The organism is Cohnella caldifontis (assembly GCF_029360585.1).
Lineage (GTDB): Bacteria > Bacillota > Bacilli > Paenibacillales > Paenibacillaceae > Cohnella > Cohnella caldifontis.
The window spans coordinates 16693-37322 of sequence record NZ_JAQZSJ010000028.1; the positions used below are offsets into that span (position 1 = coordinate 16693).

15 protein-coding genes are annotated in these 20630 nt (G+C 57.8%); 1 reads left to right on the forward strand and 14 read right to left on the reverse strand.

All coding sequences use genetic code 11. The annotated features are described in order from the left end of the window. Positions 1 to 93: 93 nt before the first annotated feature. From PTZ19_RS23795 to PTZ19_RS23825, 7 genes are all read right to left on the reverse strand, one after another. A complete protein-coding gene (locus PTZ19_RS23795) occupies positions 94 to 528 on the reverse strand; it encodes an RbsD/FucU family protein (RefSeq protein ID WP_276358119.1) in 435 nt (144 codons plus the stop codon). Positions 529 to 716: 188 nt separating this feature from the next. Then, positions 717 to 3038, reverse strand: coding sequence for a glycoside hydrolase family 95 protein (locus PTZ19_RS23800; RefSeq protein WP_276358120.1), 2322 nt, complete (start codon positions 3036 to 3038; stop codon positions 717 to 719). A 46-nt stretch (positions 3039 to 3084) separates the two neighbouring features. Continuing rightward, entirely contained in the window at positions 3085 to 3807 is a 723-nt protein-coding gene (locus PTZ19_RS23805; RefSeq protein WP_276358122.1) for a response regulator transcription factor, read from the reverse strand. Then, the gene (locus tag PTZ19_RS23810) at positions 3782 to 5536 is read right to left on the reverse strand and encodes a sensor histidine kinase (protein WP_276358123.1); all 1755 of its coding nucleotides are present in this window, start codon (positions 5534 to 5536) and stop codon (positions 3782 to 3784) included. The genes PTZ19_RS23805 and PTZ19_RS23810 overlap by 26 nt, the downstream gene beginning before the upstream one ends. 116 nt (positions 5537 to 5652) lie before the next feature. Beyond that, positions 5653 to 7233 (reverse strand): extracellular solute-binding protein, encoded by a 1581-nt coding sequence (locus PTZ19_RS23815; RefSeq protein ID WP_276358124.1) that lies wholly within the window; start codon positions 7231 to 7233, stop codon positions 5653 to 5655. A 65-nt stretch (positions 7234 to 7298) separates the two neighbouring features. Continuing rightward, a complete protein-coding gene (locus tag PTZ19_RS23820) occupies positions 7299 to 8180 on the reverse strand; it encodes a carbohydrate ABC transporter permease (protein ID WP_276358125.1) in 882 nt (293 codons plus the stop codon). Between the two features lie 18 nt (positions 8181 to 8198). Next, entirely contained in the window at positions 8199 to 9194 is a 996-nt protein-coding gene (locus PTZ19_RS23825; RefSeq protein ID WP_276358126.1) for an ABC transporter permease, read from the reverse strand. Positions 9195 to 9609: 415 nt separating this feature from the next. Here PTZ19_RS23825 and PTZ19_RS23830 point away from each other — a divergent pair, with 415 nt between their 5' ends. Then, positions 9610 to 9948: a hypothetical protein gene (locus PTZ19_RS23830; RefSeq protein ID WP_276358127.1), complete on the forward strand. Its 339-nt coding sequence runs from the start codon at positions 9610 to 9612 to the stop codon at positions 9946 to 9948. 915 nt (positions 9949 to 10863) lie between these two features. On the opposite strand, the gene PTZ19_RS23840 is transcribed toward PTZ19_RS23830, so the two are convergent. The 7 genes from PTZ19_RS23840 to PTZ19_RS23870 all read right to left on the reverse strand — a co-directional run bounded on the left by PTZ19_RS23840 (position 10864) and on the right by PTZ19_RS23870 (position 20571). Next, the gene (locus PTZ19_RS23840) at positions 10864 to 12402 is read right to left on the reverse strand and encodes a glycoside hydrolase family 43 protein (protein ID WP_276358128.1); all 1539 of its coding nucleotides are present in this window, start codon (positions 12400 to 12402) and stop codon (positions 10864 to 10866) included. Beyond that, entirely contained in the window at positions 12399 to 13496 is a 1098-nt protein-coding gene (locus tag PTZ19_RS23845; protein WP_276358129.1) for a Gfo/Idh/MocA family protein, read from the reverse strand. Before PTZ19_RS23845 ends, PTZ19_RS23840 begins: the two co-directional genes overlap by 4 nt. Before the next feature lie 28 nt (positions 13497 to 13524). Beyond that, positions 13525 to 14505 carry a glycoside hydrolase family 43 protein gene (locus tag PTZ19_RS23850; RefSeq protein ID WP_276358131.1) on the reverse strand — a complete coding sequence of 327 codons (981 nt, stop codon included), beginning with the start codon at positions 14503 to 14505 and terminating at the stop codon, positions 13525 to 13527. Between the two features lie 94 nt (positions 14506 to 14599). After that, complete coding sequence (locus PTZ19_RS23855) at positions 14600 to 15622, reverse strand: alpha/beta hydrolase (protein WP_276358132.1); 1023 nt, start codon at positions 15620 to 15622, stop codon at positions 14600 to 14602. A gap of 27 nt (positions 15623 to 15649) precedes the next feature. Next, positions 15650 to 17071 (reverse strand): family 43 glycosylhydrolase, encoded by a 1422-nt coding sequence (locus PTZ19_RS23860; protein ID WP_276358133.1) that lies wholly within the window; start codon positions 17069 to 17071, stop codon positions 15650 to 15652. 127 nt (positions 17072 to 17198) lie between these two features. Then, complete coding sequence (locus tag PTZ19_RS23865) at positions 17199 to 18836, reverse strand: helix-turn-helix domain-containing protein (protein ID WP_276358135.1); 1638 nt, start codon at positions 18834 to 18836, stop codon at positions 17199 to 17201. Continuing rightward, entirely contained in the window at positions 18829 to 20571 is a 1743-nt protein-coding gene (locus PTZ19_RS23870) for a sensor histidine kinase (protein ID WP_276358136.1), read from the reverse strand. Before PTZ19_RS23870 ends, PTZ19_RS23865 begins: the two co-directional genes overlap by 8 nt. Between the last annotated feature and the right edge of the window lie 59 nt (positions 20572 to 20630).

Below are 20630 nucleotides of genomic sequence, written 5' to 3' on the forward strand. Positions count from 1 at the left end.
CTCACAACGAAATAGGCGTTTCGGCCAATCCGTGAGTTTCATGGTCGGACGGCATCGTGGCGACCGCGCTGCGTGCCATGTGCCCCTTCCCGCCTATAAACCGCCAATGACGCCTTTTTTCAAAATCAAATTCGCGTACAAGGCGTTTTCGCCCGTCGCTACGATGGCGAAAGCTTGTTTCGCGCGGTCGTAAAACGCAAGCCGTTCCACTTCCTCAAACGGATTGCTCCTTTGCGTTTTGTCCCGAATGATAGCCTCGTACGTTCCCCAAACGGGCGTCTCTACGGGATCTCCGGGGACGACTTGCATGAGGGCCGCCGGCTTGTCGACATAAGCGTCCAGCGGAAACAATCGCAGAATCGCATCCAACAACTCGGGTATGCCATGGCCGTCGCATCTGACGAGTCTCCGCGCGTGACTTGCGGCCGGGAAATTGGCATCCGCAAGGACGATTTCGTCGCCATGGCCCATCTCCATTAAAATCTTCAACAACTCCGGCGACAAAATGCGGGGAATGCCCTTTAGCATGTCGTCCAACGCCCCTTCGATCCAAGGATTAAACTCCGCCAGTTACTTCCATTGTACAAGGAGAATCGGCAAAAGAAATTGCAGGGATTTGCGTGATTATGTCCGATTTTGATGTGCTCCAACCATTTCGAATGAGCGTCAAACGCAAAAAAACAGGGAACCGCTTTCATGGCTCCCTGCGGGCGATTTCACTTGGACGGCCGGTAATGAAATACGTCTCCCGCTCGCGCGTCGCATCGAATCGACTCGTCCCGGTAACGCAGGATACACGGCAATCCGCGCGACGAGCGCACATCGGCGCCGACCAGCTTTCCGTCCGCCCACTTCATGTCGATTTCGAATCCTCCGCGGGCGCACAAACCCTTGACGGATCCTTCCGGCCATTGGGCCGGCAGGGCGGGCAGCAGCTCGATCCGGTATTCGGCCCTGCCGCCTCGATAACGGACGCGGCTTTGCAACAGCATTTCCGCGATGCCGGCGGCGGCGCCGAAATTCGCGTCGATCTGCATGGGAAAAGGCTCGTGCTGATTGAACAGATTCGGGTTCGTGGAGCCGGCCAACAAATCGGCGAGACAGCCGAACGCCTTCCGGCCGTCCCGCAGGCGCGCATGCAGCGCGATGCGCCACGCCGCCGGCCAGGCCACGCTTGCTCCGTTGTCGCGTAGTTCGAGGCTTTTCCGCGCCCCGGCGAATAACTCGGGGGTGTCCTCCCCGGAAATCTGATTCCCGGGGTACAAGCCGTACAGATGGGAGACATGCCCGTTATGGTCGTCGGGGCGGTCCCAATCCTCCAGCCATTCCTGCAATTGTCCGTACCGGCCGATCTGCATGGGCGGCAGCCGATCGAGCGCGGTTTGCAGTTCGTCCCGGAAAGCGCCGTCCTCTTGCAGAAGATCGCATGCCGCAACGCATCGTTCGAACAAATCGCGGATCAGCTGCAAATCCATCGTGGACGAATACGTCAGATGGCGTCTGCGGCTTTGACCGTCGATGTAGGCGTTCTCCGGCGAATAAGAAGGGTTGGTCACGAGTCGACCGGCGAATGTAATCCCTTCCGGCGCTTCTACCATGAAGTCCAAGAGGAACCTCGCGGCCTCCTTCATCGCGGGATAAGCCCGTTCTTTCAGGAAGGCCAAGTCGGGATGGTACTCAAAATGATCCCAGAGATGCTGCACCAACCACGCGCCGCCCAGCGGCCATATGCCCGCATGGATATCGACCGGAGCCGCGGCTCTCCATAGATCGACGTTATGATGCACGACGAATCCCCGCGCGCCGTAGTAGATTTCCGCGGTGCGCGCGCCGGTAACGCGCAGGTCGTCGATCAAATCGAACAAGGGCCCGTGACACTCCGGCAAATGCCCGACCTCGGCCGGCCAGTAGTTCATTTGGACGTTGATATTGGTCGTCCACTTGCTGCCCCATTCCGGCCATTCCTCTTCGTTCCAGATTCCTTGGAGATTGGCCGGCTGGCCGCCCGGCCTGGAGGAAGCGATAAGCAAATACCGGCCGAATTGAAAATACAAAGCCGCCAGCGCCGGGTCCTCGGACTCGCGGAAAGAACGAATGCGCCGATCCGTCGGTTGCCGTTCGCTTCCGCCGCCTTGCCCGTCGTTCGTCTCCCCTCCGAGCCGTAACGAGACACGCCGGAACAACGATCGATAGTCCTCTATATGTTCGTTCAGTACTTCCTCGTAGGGACGGCCGGCGATCCGCGCGAGGAATTGCCCGTTCTTCCCGGCCGGATCCCCGCCGATGTCGCCGTAATTCAAGAATCCGGTCGCCCCGGAAAACACGAGGGTCACGGCGTCTGCTTTCGCGATCCTCAGGCTGCCATCGGTTGCGTCGCACCGTCCTCCCTCGCAGACGGCCGAGAGCGCGCCTTCGAACCGGAGACCCGGCCCTTCCCAAGCGGCGATCCAATGCTTGGCTTCCTTGCGCGTGCCCGTGCGTCCGGCCAGCCGGATCGTATCGTTCCCTTCCGTCTGCACGGAGTGATCCGGGTGCACGGTGGCGAGCGAAGCCTTGACATCGATGCTGCCCGGCACGCTGGCCGTAAGCCGGATCACCAGGCACCCGCCGGGATGGGAGCAGAAAATCTCGCGGGTGTACGCGCACCCGCCCACTTCATAGCTCACGGTCGCCACCGCCCGTTCCAGATCCAGCTCCCTTCGGTAATGCCGGACCGTACGATGCTCCGGAAAGTCCAACCACAGATCGCAAAAAGGCAAATAGGCCTGCAAATTGACCGGATCGCCCATCATGCGCTGCAGGAACAACTGCTCCGCTTCCTCGACGCGGTCGGCGAATATCAACTGCCTGACTTCTTGCAAATACCGGCCGGCGTCCGGCCGGTTGTAATCATGGGGAGCCCCGGACCACAGCGTCTCCTCGTTGATCTGGATTCTTTCCTTCGTAAGCGCTCCGAATACCATGGCGCCCAGCCGTCCGTTCCCGACCGGAAGCGCTTCTTTCCACGTCAAACCCGGCGAATCGTACCACAGCTTCAAGTCCATCCCGCCTTTCCGTTGGTCCCGGTATGTTACCCGCCCCGTTTCACTCTTCCTCCGACGAAGCGCTCTCCCGGTACTCGCTGGGGGTGACGCCCGTATATTTCTTGAACACTTTCGTAAAGTAATGCTTATTCTCGTAGCCGACCTGCTGCCCGACCGCGCTGACGGGGAGATGGCGCTGCGCCCGGAGCAGCTTCCGCGCCTCCCGAATCCGCAGCCCGTTCAAGTAATTGACGAACGTATCGCCCGTTTCCTTCTTGAATAAACTGCTGATGTAATTCGGATGGAGATCCATCCGGTCGGCGAGATGATCCAAAGATAGATCGCTCCGGAAGTTGGCCTCCATGTAAGCGAGAATCCGCTTGGCGTGTTTCGAGTAATCCGAATCGTTGCCGGCCGGAAGTTCCTCGCCCACGCGTTCGAGCAGCCGCGCGATTTCGACTTTATCGATCGGCTTCAACAGGTAATCGACCACGCCCGTGCGCAAAGCCCTTCGCGCGTATTCGAATTCGTCGTAGCCCGTCAAGATGATGAAACGGTCGCATAATCCGTCTTGTCTGGCCTCTTCGATCAATTCGAACCCGTTTTTCTCCGGCATGTTCAGGTCCGTAATCGTCACGTCGGGCCAATAGTCCTTCATGATGTCCAAAGCCTCATAGGCGTTGCCCGCATCGCGGAACCGGGCACCGACGGGCGCGACTTCCCTTACGACCTTGACCAGCCCGCTCAGAATGAGCGGTTCATCGTCCACGATCAATATCTTCATCGTCGGGTTCCCTCTCTTTCGCGATGATGACGCACAGCGTCGTCCCTTGGCCCGCTTTGCTTGCGATTTCCAACCTCGACGCCCCGCCGAAATAGGAACGGATCCGTTCGTTCACGTTGACCAGCCCGACGCCGCTCTCTTGCTCCTCGCCGTTCCTCTCGTCATGCCTCGCCAGCCGCTCCTGAATCGCCTGCAGTTTCTCGGGAGGAATTCCGCTGCCGTTATCGGAGACGGTAATCCGGATTTCCGCTGCCGTCTCCGTTGCCGACAGCCGGATATGGACGCTCCGCAATACGGTGGACGTTCCGTGCGCGATGCAGTTCTCGAGAAGAGGCTGCAAGAGAAATCGGGGGCATCGCACTTTTTCGGCATCCAAGGACACCTCGATTTCATACGTCAATCGGCTCTGCAGCCGCATCTTGTGAATGTTGAGGAAGAAGGTGACCATCTCGATTTCCCTGGCTAGAACCGTCTCGTCGTTCTGAGGCGACAGGCTGTAGCGCATCAGCTTCCCGAACCAGAAGGAAATATCGGCGACTTCCTTATCGTCGTGGGATTCCGCGATCATTCGGATCGTTTCGAGCGTGTTGTAGAGAAAGTGCGGTTTAATCTGGGCTTGCAGCACTTTGTAAGCGGCTTCTTTATTGCGCAGTTCGGCGCGGTGGACGTTGTTGATCAGTTCGTCCATGCGCCGGATCATCGCGTTATACGTTTGCGTGAGGAACCCGATTTCGTCTTTTTCATCCATTTTGTCGTATTTGATGACCAGCGGTTTGAAATTGTCTTCGCGTAAGGTGCGCATATGGCGGGCGAGCCGGAAAATGCGTTTCGTGATCGTGGACGCCAGGGCGTAATAAGCGATCGACAATCCGGCAAGCAGCAGGACGATCGTCGTCACCAGCACGATTTCTCTGCGTTTGATCGAATGGAAGACATCGCCGACCTGCCCCGTGACGACCACGCGGACGCCGAGTTCTCCGAGGAACAGCTGGTTCACGATCGTTTTCCGGTTGATGAAGAACGTGTCGTTCTTCGATTGCAACAGACGCAGCGTCTTGTCGTCCGGTCCGGCCGCCGTTTGACCGCCGATCAACGGCTTGCCCTGCTCGGACAGAAGAAAAGCCTCCCAATTCCCTTCCACGCCCGCAGCCTCGTAGAAATGCCGGATCAGGCTGCTCCGGACCCGGATCTCGAGCAGCCCGATTTTCTCCGTGATTTGGGTATTGTAAATATACTGGTAATAGATTAATTCCGGATCCGAGACCTCCGGGTCGGCGCGCACCCATACGCCCTGGCCCGGCTTGATGGACCGGACGGCTTCCGCCATTCGCGGATCCAGCTGGGACAGTTCGAGGAGTTGCTCCGAAATCGGCAGGACCCCGTCCTTGATCTTATAGACGACAAGCGATTCGATCTCCGGACTGGCGAACAACGATTGCGAAAAGAGCGGACGGATGTACCGGATGAACGCGTATATGCTGTCCGCGTCGGTTTCGTAAACGCCGTCCAAATAATCGGTCACGTACGGATTGTATTGCAGCATCCGGTGCACCGATTGGATGCGGGCGAGATCCGTCCTCAAATTGGCGTAAGCCTGCTCCAGGATCTTCTGACGGCTCTCTACGAATTGCTGGGTCAGGTTGCCGTAAGTTTGCGTATAGTAGCGGTAACCGAATGCGATGACCGGGATCAAGATGAGAATCACGTATCCCAGGATCATTTTACGCATGATGCTTATGGCAACCATTCCCTTCGAGTTCCGTCGGATTTCCGTATCCCGTTGCCGCCCCATGAGCGAGCAAAGTCCGGTAAGGGCCGAACCGCGCCCCTACCGGATTTTCGACTTTACTTGAACAAATCCTTCTTCTTCTGATACGTCTCGTTCGCCCAATCGACCAGCTTCTGCAAGCCCAGCTTCTCGGCGTTCTTCACCATGTTTTCGTAATTCGCGACGGCTTCCTCTTCGGATTTGGCCAAGTAAATTTTAACCTTCTCGTTTTTCACCATCTCGTCGATCTTCGTCTTGAGCGTCTTTTCCGGGGAATCCGGCTGCGTCTGGATCAAGCCGAGCGCCGGCTTGTAAACCGTAAAGGCTTTCCGGTCCATCAAAGCTTGCGTTTTCTGAGTACCGGGAACGTAAGACAACATGCCTTCCGTCACGCCGTCATTGTACAGGTACCACCATTTGATGCCGTTGCCGTTCACGAAATCGGCGTCGTTCGGATCGTATTTCAAATTCGGATAACCCTCTTCGTTCCACGTCCAATGTTCGCCCTCGACGCCGAACATGGTCAGCTTCTTGCCCTCGTCGCTCGCCAGGTATTGGATGAATTTGATCGACGCCTCCGGATTCTTGTTGTTCTTGGTAATGAACGTTCCGGCGAAGCCGAGGCCCGAGCTGACGGAGATCGTTTTGTCCGACAAGGCGCTGGGCAGCAGTTTGAACGTGTACGAGCCTCCGCTGTTCTTGACTTTGATGTTGTCGGAGTCCGCGACGCTTACCGTATGACTGTGAGCGAACGCTTTGCCGCTCGTCGCGTACTGATCGTCGATCTGATCGTTCGTGTACGCGAAATTTTCCGCCAGAATGAATCCGTTGCGATACAGGCTGTTCATGAATTTGAAGTAATCGAGCGTCTCCGGCTGACGGAGGACGTAATCCACTTTTCCGTCCCGTTCGTACCAGCCGTCCAAGAGCCCTTCGACGCCGGACTGCTGCAGGAAATATTGCTCGATCCATTCCTTGTCCATGGTCAGCGGAATCATGTCGGGATACTTCGCCTTGACCATGCCCAGGACCTTCAAGAAATCGTCCAGCGTTTGAATCGGCGGGTTGCCGAGCTCTTTCAGGATATCTTCCCGCACGGCAATGCCGGGGTTGCCGTCGCTGCCCAGGGAGTATTTGCTTTTGGCCATTTCCTCCTGCGTCGCGAAGGAGTTCCGGACCGTATAGAAATTGCCGTCGTCCATCGTATGGATGGCGATTCTCGTATCGTCGATTTTAAAATCCGGGGCGTACTTGGCAATCAGTTCATTCCACGGATAGGAAAGCTTCGAATCCGACAGGCGGTCAACCTGGGCATAGGTGAATACGAGGTCCGGGAGGTCTCCGGAAGCGATCATGAGCGGAAGCTGCTTGTCGTCCGTCGCGACGGTCACTTTCAGCTTGACCCCCGTCTTCTCGGTGATCTTCTCCGCGACCGGGCCTTTCCACTCCTTGACCGGATACCAAGGCGCGTCGATGAACAAGGAAAGCTCAATCGGTGCTTTGGCGCTTGGAGCCGACTCGCTGCTTGGGTTCGGCGACGGTTCGCCGGAGGCCCCTTGATTGCCGGCATCGTTCTTGCTGCAGGCGGACAACAAGGCCAGTACCAGCACGACGGCCAGCGTTGCTAACAGCAGTTTTTTCTTTCCGAATCGATTCAACCTAACCCCTCCGTTTATCATTGTGCTTTATATTAAAGCAAGCGCTTTAATATCTGAGAGATTTCTCAACCTTTGACGGAACCCAGCATGATTCCCTGGATGAAATACTTCTGCAGGAACGGGTATACGCAGACGATCGGCGCGATGGAGATCACCATGGCCGCGACTTGAAGCGAATAGCTCGTGACGCCCGCCGACGCGCTGTTCGCGACGGCAATCGCATCCATCGGCATGTTGCTCTTGTTGATGACCTCCATCATCCGGAACGCGAGCGTCCGCAAGCCGTCCGATTGCACGAAATAGGCGGAGTCCAGCCAGGAGTTCCATTGGCCGACGCCCATGAAGAGCGCCATGGTGGCGATCAGCGGCATCGAGACGGGAAGGATGATGCGGTAGAAGATGACGAGCTCGTTCGCCCCGTCGATATGCGCCGACTCTTTCAGTTCTACGGGGATTTCGCGGAAGAACGAGAGGGCGATCAGCAGAAAAAACGTGCTGAGCATGGAAGGGATGATATAGACGCCGAACGTGTTGAGCAGTCCGATCGAGCGCAGGACCACGTAATAAGGAATGAGCCCTCCCGAGAAGTACATCGCGAAAATGATGATCGTGAAGTACAACCTGCGAAGCAGCAGCTCGCGATGCGAGAGTCCGTATGCGACGAGACAAGTGAGCAAGACGCCGAGCACGGTTCCGGATACGGTTCTGAGCACCGTGACCAGAAAGGCTTGATACCAGTGCGGATCGTTCAGGAACTGGGCGTAGTTCTCGAACGTGATTTGGCGCGGCCATAAGTAGATCCCGCCCAGAAGCGAATCGGTCCCCTTGTTGAGCGAGAGGATCAGGACGTAATAGAACGGATAAAGCATCGACAGCATGATCACGAAGAGAACGAGGTGAACCGCGGCATCCATGAACCGGTCTTTCTGTCTTTGGCTGAACGGCAACGCCGACCCCTCCTGTCTCTAGAATAAACTGGAACCCGACGTCCGCTTGGCGATGGCATTGCTGGAGAAGATCAAGATGACGGAGATGACGGATTGAATGAGGTCGATGGACGCCGCGTAGGAGAATCGCCCGTCCTTCAAGCCGACCTTGAACGCGTAAGTCTGCACGATCTCCGAGGTCGGATTGTTGATGCTGTTCCCGAACAGGAAAGCTTGTTCGAAATTCGAGCCGACCAGCCCTCCGCCGAGGATGCTTCCGACCGTCAGGATAAGCACCACGACGATCGTTCCCTTCATGCCGGGAAACGTGATGTGGCGAATGCGGGCAAGCCTTCCGGCCCCGTCCATTTGCGCCGCTTCGTAAAGCGACGGGTTGATGCCCGCGATGGCGGCCAGGAAGATGATCGTCCACCAACCCATTTCCTTCCACACGGCGCTTCCGACCGACAATCCCCAGAAATAATTCGGATTCGTCAGGATGGCCAGCGGTTTATCGATGACTCCAAGACCCATCAGCGCTTTGTTCACGACGCCGATGTCGGCGGAGAAGAAGGAGAACGAGATGCCGACCACGACGACCCACGAGATGAAATGCGGCAAGTAGCTGACCGTCTGGACGAACCGTTTGAACCGCAAGTTTTTCGCTTCGTTCAGCAAGATCGCCAGCAGGATCGGAGCCGGAAACGTAAACAGCACTTTCAGAAGGCTCAACACGAGCGTGTTGCGGACGATGGTCCCGAACTGGTAATCGTTCACGAATTCTTCGAAGTGCGCCAGTCCGACCCATTCGCTGGTGAAAATCCCTTTGATGCCGGAGGAAATCGAATAGTCCTTGAACGCCATCAGAATCCCGAACATCGGAGAGTAGGAGAAGATCAGCAAAAAGACGATGCCGAGTCCGACGAAGAGATGAAGCAGCTTCTGTTTTTTGAACCGCTTCCAAAATAAAGCCTGCCGTCCGTTTGTTGACCTCGCGTTTGCCTTGACGCTCGCGGTTGCCGAATTTCCTGCCATGCGCGTGCCTCCCTTTACTTCAAGTCTATCGGAGCAGCCGTTGGCCCATAAGCCAACATTTCTAAGAAAGCGTTGTCATTTTTAAAGATGCGAATTGCCGCCTCATGCCTCAAAACAATCATCTTCATCGAATTGAAAATTTTTCATTATAGACACCCAACAACATGCTTCCATTATGGGCGTCCATTTCAAACCTGGCGGGGCCTTCCCTTTTTTAGGCATTTCCCCGCCAATGAACTCGTCGATCAAATTGACCCCGGACACTCCGCATGGGTTTTTGACAATGTACATGACTTTGTCCGGCATCGGCGTGGGGTTCAATTTTTCGGTGTTGCCGTCCGCTTCCCTTCAGGGCATGGACATGAAGTAGCGTGGATCCGCCAACTCGACAAATGTATTCTTGCGGACGCTTGGCATGACGATCGGCATCGCCGTTTTCGGAACTTTGCAGACGCGACGTTTCTCCGATCGTTTGCATGAGATCGTCCCCGGGGCCGGAACGAGAAGCACAGGGAGCATCGATTTGCAAAACCTGGATCCCCAGCAGTTGTTTCAATCCGGCGCTCGGTCGATTATTCCGGCTGAACACCACGTAGTGACGGTACTGTCCGGATCGATCGTCGGCGTATTCGGCTTGACATTGATCCCGATCGCGGTTGCGGTCGTCCCGGTCCTGTTCATGGGCAACGCTCGCGCCGCATCCTCCCGCGAACCGCAGGTTTCCGGTCATCGGCATTATGTCGAAATGAAGTAGCCCCCTTAACGTTTGCGGTCCGGATGTCCGCTGGTGCGGCAATGAAGCGGGCCACTGCCGGGAATCCGAGTGGAGCGTTGTTCCGGCGATCTTGCAGGATATCGAGAAAATCTTGGAGGACTCCCAGCATGACTACGACGGCGACTTCTCCAGGCGAATCCGCTCCGGGAACGAAAATTTGGGCGGCAGAGACGTTATTCGGGACGCGGGCACGTTCATCTGGTACCCGGCGGAAGTCAATACTTCAATTCGGCCGGCTGATTCTAAACCTAACGGACACCGCAGCCTTTATTTGCCGCAAAATCTTCATTCTCGAAATGTAACGGACAGGAGAGCCCTTATCGACCACGATTCGCGGTTGAAAGGGGCATTTTCCCCCGAATAAGTGCGACTGTGTCCGTTAGAACACGAAAGGTCGCGGTTTATTCTAAATAGCGGCCGCTGTGTCCGTTAAACCTATCGCTTCCTCGTTTTCCGGTCGATCGTATGCGAAATGGTCAGTCGTAGAAAAAAATCTCGGTAGTTTGGCCTCTGCTGACTTCTCACAGCAAGCTTTACTCCGTCTTTCGAATGGTCTACTCGAAGCATGCGAGATCTCCCCGGGTAAGAGCGATGACCTTCCCCTCATCCATCTGCCGCATTTACATGATGAGATCCTGGCGTATTGGACTTCGCTTTGTCGTGCAAGCTTATCCGTCTCACCATGCCTTATACGTGATTTCTGTACGTCAGACCGAGGGTTTGCCTCCGGCTTCCTTCAGATTCCGCCTCGCTGCGGACACCCTGCCCTTGGCTTACAGTTCCTACTGCCAAGCCTCTAGCGGACTTTCACCGCCAAGTTATCGCCCATGCCGGGCGCACACGAAAAAAGAGAGCTTGCCGCTCTTCCTGCGGCAGCTCTCCTTTTATCCGAACCTAGCCGTCCGTTTCATGCGAAGATAGAGCCGGATTGGCATACCGAAAATAATCGAAATCGGCATACCCGCCGGGCTGAAGAGTCGCGTAGTTGAACAGCCCGAACCGGTACCCCATGAAATGGTCCAGCGTATACTTCATCTGCAGCGGCCGGCCGATCGGATGCCACGACGAACCGTCCGCGGAATAATAGAATCGGGCGATATCCGCGCTGTTATCGAAGTCGCAGTCGATCCTCAAATAGATGCTGCTGCCTCCGTAGGGAACGCGTTCCGCCGTCTCTTCGCCGCCGTCCGCCCCTTTGACGCACATGGCGACCTCCCGGACTCCGCTCTCCGATACTCGGATTCCGACGGTGCCGTAATGGCTCTGCAATGCAACGAGCCCGGCGTGGTCCCCCGGCTTCATGCCGGACAGGTCCAAGAGCGTCGTCCCGCTGCACGACGGGCCTTCGGTCCGCTGCGTCAGCGTATTGCGGGCGAATTCCGCGCTGCGGGCCGTCCGCCCCGTCTGCAGCCGGAGCCATCCCGGCCGGGCGGTCACGGACCACAGCCGGTTGTCCGGATTATGGTTCCATTGCCAGTTCAAAGCCAATCGGTTATCGGCATAGTCGAATTCGTCGCTGATCACGAGCGGTTTCGGTTCCGAGTCGGGCAGCGGAACCTCGAATGCGGACGGCGCTTTCCCGCCGACGCCGATCACCGGCCAATCGTCCACCCAAGATACCGGGAACACGCAAGGAATCCGTCCGACGGCGTCGTGGTCCTGGAACAACACGGCGTACCAGTCGCCGGCCGGCGTATCCACGATGCCGCCTTGCGCGGCGCCGTGGTTGCGGTAGCCCAGGTCGTCGTCGAGAATCACCCTGCGCTCATAGGGGCCGAGCAGCTCCCGCGATCGGTAGACAAGCTGCCGGCGGCGACGGTTGCCGGTATTCGGCCATTCGATGAAAAACAGATAATAATAACCGTTGAGCTTATACGCATGGCAGCCTTCGCAGCGCAGCATGATCCCATCCCGCTCCGTCTCGAAGAGCAATCGGTCGATGCCGCCCGGCTTCGGAGCCGTCGCGTCCGCCGTCAGCTCCCGGATGCGGATGTCCCCATTGCCGTAGATCACGAATACGCGACCGTCGTCGTCGAACAACAAGCTGGGGTCATGATGCAGTCCCGGGATCACGGAGCGTTCCCAGCGTCCGTTCTCGATATCGTCCGTCTGGTAAACATAGAATCGCTGCATGTCGTTGCTAGAGAAACAGACATAGAACCGCCCGTTATGTTGCCGCAGGCTGGCGGCCCAGGAGCCCTTGCCGTAGATGCCTTTCCCGTCCAGCAAATTGTGGGCGTCGTTGTCCTCGAGCGTATCGAACACGTAGTTGACGATTTCCCAGTTCTTCAGGTTCGCCGACTTCATGATCGGGCAGCCCGGCACCGTGTGCATGCTCGTGCTGACCATGTAGAACGCCTCGCCGACGCGGATGACGCAGACGTCCGGGACATCCGCCCACAGAATGGGATTCCGAACCGCCGTCCCGCTCATTTCCGCTCCCGATCCAGCGTCGGCATCGGCGCCGGCCGCTCGCAGGAGCTGGCCATCTCATAGTGCCTGCCGTCCCGCGAAGCGTCGTGGAACCCGTGCATCGCCTCCAGCACGTGGAACGCCATGTCCCCGTTCGCGCGGTGCTGCCGTCCCTCCGCGATGGCCCGGGCCATATCCACGACCCCGATCCCCCGGTTGTTGTCCGTATGGCCGTGCGTGAGCGGAACTTCTTCCCACTCCGGACTGCCGGCGCGGCGCAGCTTCACGACGCCGCCGAAATGGTTCGGATCCGGCACGAGCAGCGTGCCCTTGCTGCCGAGCACTTCGATGTTCGGCAGCGACGTCCCGCTGGGCGCGTCGAAGCTGGTGATCAGCGTTCCGACGGCGCCGCCCGCGAAGTCGAGCACGCCCGCGATATGCGTCGGCGTCTCGACCTGGATCGTCTTCCCGCGTTTCTTCTCGCTCGTGATCGTGCGCTCGGGATAGGAAATGACCGCGGTGCCGGTGATCCGCCGGATCGGGCCGAGCAGCGTCACGAACGCCGTCAGGTAGTACGGCCCCATGTCGAACAACGGCCCGCCGCCGACCTCGTAATAAAACTCCGGGTCGGGATGCCAGCTTTCGTGTCCGCCGCAGATCATGAAGCCTGACGCATGGATCGGCGTGCCGATGGCGCCGTCGTCGATCAGCTTGCGGCACGTCTGGATGCCGCCGCCGAGGAACGTCTCGGGCGCGCTGGCGAGGCGCAAGCCTTGCTCGCGCGCCAGCTCGAGCATCGCCTTCCCTTCTTCCCTCGTGACCGCCAGCGGTTTCTCGACGTAAACATGCTTGCCGGCTCTCAGCGCATCCATGGACACGGACGCATGCGCTTTGGGAATCGTCAGGTTGACGACGATGTCGATCTCCGGGTCGGCGAGCAGCTCGTCCACCGAACAGGCTTTCGCGACGCCGAATTCGGCCGCCCGCGCTTTCGCCCGGTCCAGGTCCAGATCGGCGACCGCCGCGAGCTCGACTTCCGGATATCCCGACAGATTGGTGCCATAGATTTTACTGATCACGCCGGCGCCGACGATTCCGATTTTGCTCGTTGTCATGGGAATGATCCCTCCGCGTAACGCTCTCTTATTCGTAGGGGTTGATCGTGCGGATCGTCCCGTCTTCGTTGTAGAACAGCTCCGTGTATTTGACGCTGCGCAGGTGGTTGACGCCGCCCGACAGCGAGCTGTCGTGATAGAACAGATACCACCGGTCTTGGAATTGCACGATCGAATGGTGGGTCGTCCACCCGATGACCGGAGTCAGGATCGTTCCTTTGAACGTATACGGCCCCATCGGATTCCGGCTCACGGCGTAAACCAGCTTATGCGTGGTGCCCGTGGAATAGGACAGGTAGTACCAGCCGTTATGCTTGTGCACCCAAGGGCCCTCGAAATACCGCCGCTCCTCGTCCCCGGCCAGGATCGGGTTGCCTTCCTCGTCCACGATCGAGATTTCCTTCGGCGCGTTTTGGAAAGACAACATGTCTTCGCTAAGCAACGCGACGCGCGGTCCGAGCGCCGGCTCGTTCTCCGCCGGGCCCTCGGCGTCCGGAACGAACTTGCCCGTCTGCCATTTCTCCAACTGTCCGCCCCACAGGCCGCCGAAATACATATAGGCTTGGTTATCGTCATCCACCAATACCGCGGGGTCGATGCTGAAGCTTCCTTCGATATAATTCGGCTGCGGCTTGAACGGACCCGCGGGAGAAGCTCCGGTCGCGACCCCGATCCGGAAAATCCCGTCATGGTCTCTCGCCGGGAAGAACAGGTAGTAGGTGTCGTTCTTGAACGCGGCATCCGGCGCCCATAATTGTTTGGACGCCCAGGGGATGTCCCGCAGATGGAGCGCTTCGCCATGGTCCACGACCGGCGATTCGAAGTTGTCCAAGGACAGCACATGGTAATCTTCCATGGCGTACTGGTCCCCGTTGTCATTGTCCGGGCCGTCGTGATCCAGGTCGTGCGACGGGTAAATATAGATCCGTCCTTCGTATACGTGGGCGGACGGATCCGCCGTATACATGTGGGTAACGAGCGGTTGATTCGGTTTCGGTGCGCTGCTCATGCACGAGTCTCCTTTGGCATCGAGATAGAATGGATTTTGCTTGAATCAAAGCCATTATACCGTATTTGGGCGGCGATTCCAGCCGTCGTTCCCGCTAACGGAATGCGAGTCGGCAGAAATGATAGGCACCGTCGTTCCATACCCCGAAATCGTGTACGCCGCCCGGTATGAGAATCCGGCGAAAATCGCCGAGCTTGTCTCCCGCGGCTTCCGCGAGCCCTTCGATCGCCTGGGCGTAGGGGCCCATGGAAACCTCATCCCGATCGCCGCAGGTCATATACAGCAAATGTAGCTTGTACCCGGCAGACGCCAGGCTTGCGCCCAGCACCCGACCCTCGGTCGACGTCGGGGCGTTGGAAAACGCGCCTACGTAGGCGAACAAGTCGACCATACCCGGCGCCGGCACGGTCGTATCCAATCCGTTCCCCCAACCGTGCTTGTCTGGCGTATAGGCGACGGAATCGCATCTGAATCCGCCGAGCACCAAGTTCAGGGACTGCATGCCCCCCATGGACAACCCGGCGATCGCCCGGTGGAGGCGGTTGTAAGCAATCCCCTCGGCAGACGTATCCGCAATATCCGCGTACGTACGGTAATTCGATTCGATAAAAGGGATCAGATCGTATCTCAGTTCATAATCGAAATAATAGAAGCCGAGCAGGTTCGTTCCGTCGGCGTCGAAAGCGCAATCCGTCCAATCATGTGCGGATCGGCCGTTGGGAAAAACGGCGATGAGCGGTTCGATCTCGCCCGCCGCGATCAGGTGGTCCAAAAGACGGCATAGAACCGATTCCCCGTCCGTCCGCCCATCGTTCTGCAACCACTCGGACGAGTCGCCGCCCACGCCGTGAAGCAGATACAACGCGTTATATCTCTTGTCCCCGTTCTCTTCATAGTCGACGGGAAGATAGAGTTTGCAGGTCTTGACGATGGCGTCTCCCGCAACGGTTTCCCTTCCCGCTTCCGCGGCATCGACGGGCCGATCCGTCACGAGCTGCCGCGACGCGTTGATATAGTTCCGGACCGGATACGCGATTTCGGTCAACGTCCCCCGAACCTCTTTGGGGGCCGCCTTTTGATAGTCCGCCGGAACGGCCTTCCTTTGCGGATCTTTCATGATCCCTTCCCCGCTTTCCCAGACCGGTTACTCCAACGTGAACGAAGCCAGGCTCGCGCCGCCCGCGCCCTTATACGCAAAGTACAACGCCTGAATGCCGTCCGGAATGGCGACATCCGCGGTATAGGCCGTCCATATATTCGTGAAATCGACCGGTATCGAACAGAGTGCCGGGCCGTCCCACGACGTTTTGACTTCGAAGGCGCCGCGGCAATATCCACGTACCTTGATCGTGACTTTGCGGATCCCCTCGCAGCGGAAATACTTGAACCCGGCCGTCGCGGAATCCCTCATATTGGCGATATAGCCGATTTCCTCGTCCCCGTCCCTGCCGTCCTGGGTGATCTTCGGGAACCGGCTGTCCATCCACTCCCCGGGTCCGCCCGTGTACGGCGCCTCGTCTTTGCAGAACAGGTTGCAGGCCAGGTACGCGGGATATTCTCCCCGGCCGACGAGCGGTCCGCCGTTCGGACCGCAGGAGGTCATTTCGACCTGGGGAATCGTCCCGTCCTCCCGGAATCCGATCGGCTCGATGCAGCCTTGCCGGCTGAAATTCGTACCGTTCGTGTGCCGGTGATAGAAGATATACCATTGGCCGCCCATTTCCACGATGCTGCCATGGTTGTTGCCGCCGTAATACATCGGTTTGTCCGCCGGTTTGTAAGTATCGATGTGCAGATCGTTGTTGCTTACGATGACTCCTTGAAAGACGAAGCCTTTCGTTGGGTGCTTGCTCGTCGCGTAGCACAGTTCATGGAAGACGATCGAGGAATAGATGAAATAATAGGTATCGCCCTTCTTCCGGATGGAAGGGGCCTCGAAAAACTCGTGCCCTTCGAACCCGCTTCCCTGGCTGTAAGGCTCGCTCGGCGCGACGAATACCGGCTCTTCCAGAATCGTGAGCATGTCCGGTCCCAGCACCGTGGCCATCGCTCCGTGTCTGGATTTGTCCCCTACGGCGCAGAAGCCGGTATACAGGTAGGTCCGCTCCCCTTCCGTCAATACGCCCGGATCGAATTGCGGCTCGTCGCCCTCCCTTTCTCCCAAACGCGTACCGTCGGCATGCCTGACATAGCCGTAAAACTCATACTTCCCTGCCGGCGTGTCGCAGACGGCGACCGATACGACGGAAACCTTATCCAACACGTAATAGAGATAATACCGGCCGTCCGGCCCGACGGTGACGTCCGGCGCGTACAGGCACATGCGGCCGTCCGGATTCAGCGGGTCGTCCGTTTTCCGGTAAATCACGCCTTCGTACCGCCAGTCGCCCAAATCGTCCACCGGGGCCGACCAGCACACGTAATCGTTCAAACAATAGGCGTGCCCGTTAAACCGGTCATGGGAACCGTACACGTAGACTCTGCCGTCGAACACGTACGGTTCGCCGTCGGGAATGTATTCCCAGGAGGGAAGATAAGGATTCAGTCCTTGTTTTTTCGCGGTCATATTTCCTCCTCGTGAAATGCAGCGGATCGCGACGCCGACGACGCTTGCAATCGTTTGAGATGAAGCTATCTTAAATGATCGATATCCCCAAAACAATGATCGATACTCATCGATTATTGATGAATGCTTAGATGGTATTCCTCGCCGCATCGCGATACGCTTGGGGACTCACGCCGGTCGTCTTCTTGAAGAAACGCGTGAAGGAATGCGGCGCCTCGTAACCGACCCGCTCCCCGATTTCATGGATTTTCAGATCGGCCCTGGCCAGCAGTTCCTTCGCCTTCCGGATTCGGGCTTCGTCGATGTATTCGGACAGATTCGTGCCGCATTCCTGTTTGAACAGGCGGGAGAGATACGAGGGGTTGAAATGGAAACGGCCCGCGAGCCGGACAAGGGAAAGATCCTCGCCCAGATGCCCTTCGATGAACGCGCAAATCCGCTCCACGGCGCCCGCGGCCCGATGGCTCTCGGAACGGCGCCTCAGCGCGAACAGCGTTTCCGCCGTACGGGCGAGATAATCGAAGCCCTCCTGCCAGGAGGCGAACGAATCGAACCGCATCAGGCCGGCCGCCGGGATCTCGCCGTGCAGCTGCCGCCGGTTCACGTAGGACAGAATGACGAGCGCAACCGAATAAAACAGTTCCATCACCTGGATGACGTTGGTCATCCGCCGGCCGTAGACAGGTTCCGAAAGTTCTTTCAAGAGGCCCATGAACGCGTCTTCGCGCCCGCCTTCCAGGTGACCCGCAAGCAACTCGAACTTTTCGGCCGTCGGCCGATCTCCGCCCGGGACGGACGACACCGCTTGCTCCGCCGATACGGTCATCACCATGCTGGCCCCGTCTCCCACCCGGTCGTGCTGCAGCTGCCGAATCCATTCGTACGCTTGGGGAAGCGAGTCCCATTCGAACGGCACGTCGCAGATCGTGAAGGCCGTCTCCATGCCCAGCGTTTCCAAACAAGCCGCCTGGATCAGCTCTAACGTGCCCTCGAGAAAACGAGCCAGGCTTTCGCCGGTCCGATAGTCCTCCGAGATCCCGGCATCCGGCTGGATGAGCCACATCGGATCCCCGAACCGGTCGATGATGCCGACGGACTTCGTCATGTCGCGCAGGTAATGGTCCCCGAGCAGTTTGACGGCGAGCGCCGCTTCCTGCCGGTCGGCGTAGGAAGGTATGGACGGAATCCCGATCAAGCTGCCCAAGACGAGAAGGACCGGCTGCAGGGGATCGAGCGGAATCTTCAGCTTGCGGAAATCTTCCGAGCGGGTCGAAACCGCGCCGCGTCCCGCGCCGAAAAGCGCATGGCGGAAATAATCCCCGTGCGCCAGCGCTTCCAGCGTGTTGCGTTGGCTGCGGACCTGCTCCATGAGGTCGTCGATCCGCAAATCCTCATCCAGCTCCCGGATCGTATCCTTTACGGCTTGGACGATTTTGGGATACCCTTCCGATTTCAACAGGAAACGGACCCCTGCCGTTTGGATGGCTTTATAGACGGGATCGAAGTCGTTGTATCCGGTCAGGAAAATAATCCGGCATCTCGGCCAGTTCCGGCGGATCAGGTCCATCAGTTCCAGTCCGTCGATTTCCGGCATGCGGATGTCCGTAAGCACGATATCGATTCTCGTTCGGGTCAGCCAATCCAGCGCCTCGCTTCCCGAATACGCCTTGCAAAGATCAAGATCCGGGATTTCCAAAGCGCTGAGGATATCGGTCACTCCGTCGGTGATGATATCTTCGTCGTCGACGACGAGCAGTCTATACAAGGATTTCCCCCTCCCCAAGCGGCACCCGGATCTTCACCTTGAGGCCGCCAAGATCGCCCCGGGACGCTTGCAATCCGCTCCCCTCGCCGAACGTAATGGCGATCCGGCGATGGATATTCACGATTCCGGTCGTCTCGGAACTCTCGTCTTCTTGCGACAGCATTTGGGAAATTCGCCTAAGGTCGCTCTCGCTTAACCGGTTGCCGTTATCTTCGACCACGATGGAGGCCCAGCCCGCTTCCCGTTCGAATCGGATGACGATCAAGCCGCCCCGGGCCATTTTCTCCAGGCTGTGTTCGAACGCGTTCTCGATGATGGGCTGCACGATCAAACGGGGCACCTTCACCGGTTCCAGTTCCGCGGGCAATTCGTCGAACCGGACCCGGATGCGCCTGGAGAAGCGCATTTCCTGGATTTCGGCGTACATTCTCGCGTGGCGGATCTCCTGATCGAGCGTCACTTCGTCGGAAGCGTTGCGGGTCACGAACTGAAAGTATTCCCCGAGCATCGTCGTGAACTGCTCGATCCGCTCGGTGTCGCCCGTCTTGGCCATCGTGTTCAGGATAAAGAAGCTGTTATACAGAAAATGGGGGTTGATCTGGGACTGCAGCTGCTTCAGCTCCGCTCGCTGCGCCATGATTTTCTGTTTGTACGCTTGGTCGATCAACATGCGCAAATTGACCACCATCTGGTTGAAGCGGGTATAAATGTAGCGGAACTCGTCGTTGGCGTCGTGCGCGATGGTCTGGTCGAGATCGCCGTTTTCCAAACGGCGGAAGCCTTTAACCAGCTTCAGCAGCGGTTTGTGGATGAACTTGTAAGTCGAGAGGGCATATACGGCGATGATGGCGAGCGCGCCGGACGCGAATAGCCACGCCCATTTATAGAATTTGTCCAGCGGCTTGCGGACGATCTGCTCCGGGATGAAACGGTAAATGGACATGTCCAGCCGATCGGAGTAGGCATGCGAGACGAAATAACGGCGATCGGCCAGCTGCAGGGTGTCCGATCCGCCTACCGGAATTCCCGCGAGCCGTTCTTTTTCGCTTTCCGCCATCCCGTTCGCGGAACCGCTGCCGATCGCGAAACCGGACCGGCCCAGGAAGAGGACGGTGCTGCTGTCCGGATACGTATTGAACTGCTGGAGCGCCTGTTTCAGCTTGCGGTTGTCCAGCTCGATTTCGATGGTGAAAAGCGGATTTTTCTCGTTGGCCGCGCTCAGCTTCGCCGCGCTGAGGTACAGGTCGCCCTTCCACTCGATCAGCTTCGTTCCGCTTTCCCCGAATTCCGTTCGGATCGTCCGATACCGCTCCTCTTCGAACCGGCCCGCACCGTTCAGGGAGGAAAGCGTTTTGGAGATGGGCCGGATATGGACGCTGACATTGTAGATGTATTTGCTGCTGTTTTGCAGGGAGAAGATCCGGTTCAGCACCGACTGGATTTTTTCCGTTCGCCCGATATCGTCCATCGTCTCCCAGGCAATGGACAGCTTGTTCAGATCGGAGTCTTCCAACAAGCCGTACTGAAGCAGCTTCATCCGTTCGATTTCGTTCTCGAGATCGCTCAAGTAGACGGAGATTTGCGAGACGGCCGTCTTGGAAATATCCTCGCTCGCGGTGCGGATACCCCAATTGTAGATGTATACGCCCAATAGGATGATCGGCAGCATGATCAGAACGAACGTGGTGACCAGCCGGATAAAGATCGTATTGCGCAACGAGAATTCGCGCCGCATGATCAACGTTGTCTCCCCCGGTCTTTTTCTCTAGTATCGGACACGTCCGTTCCGCATTC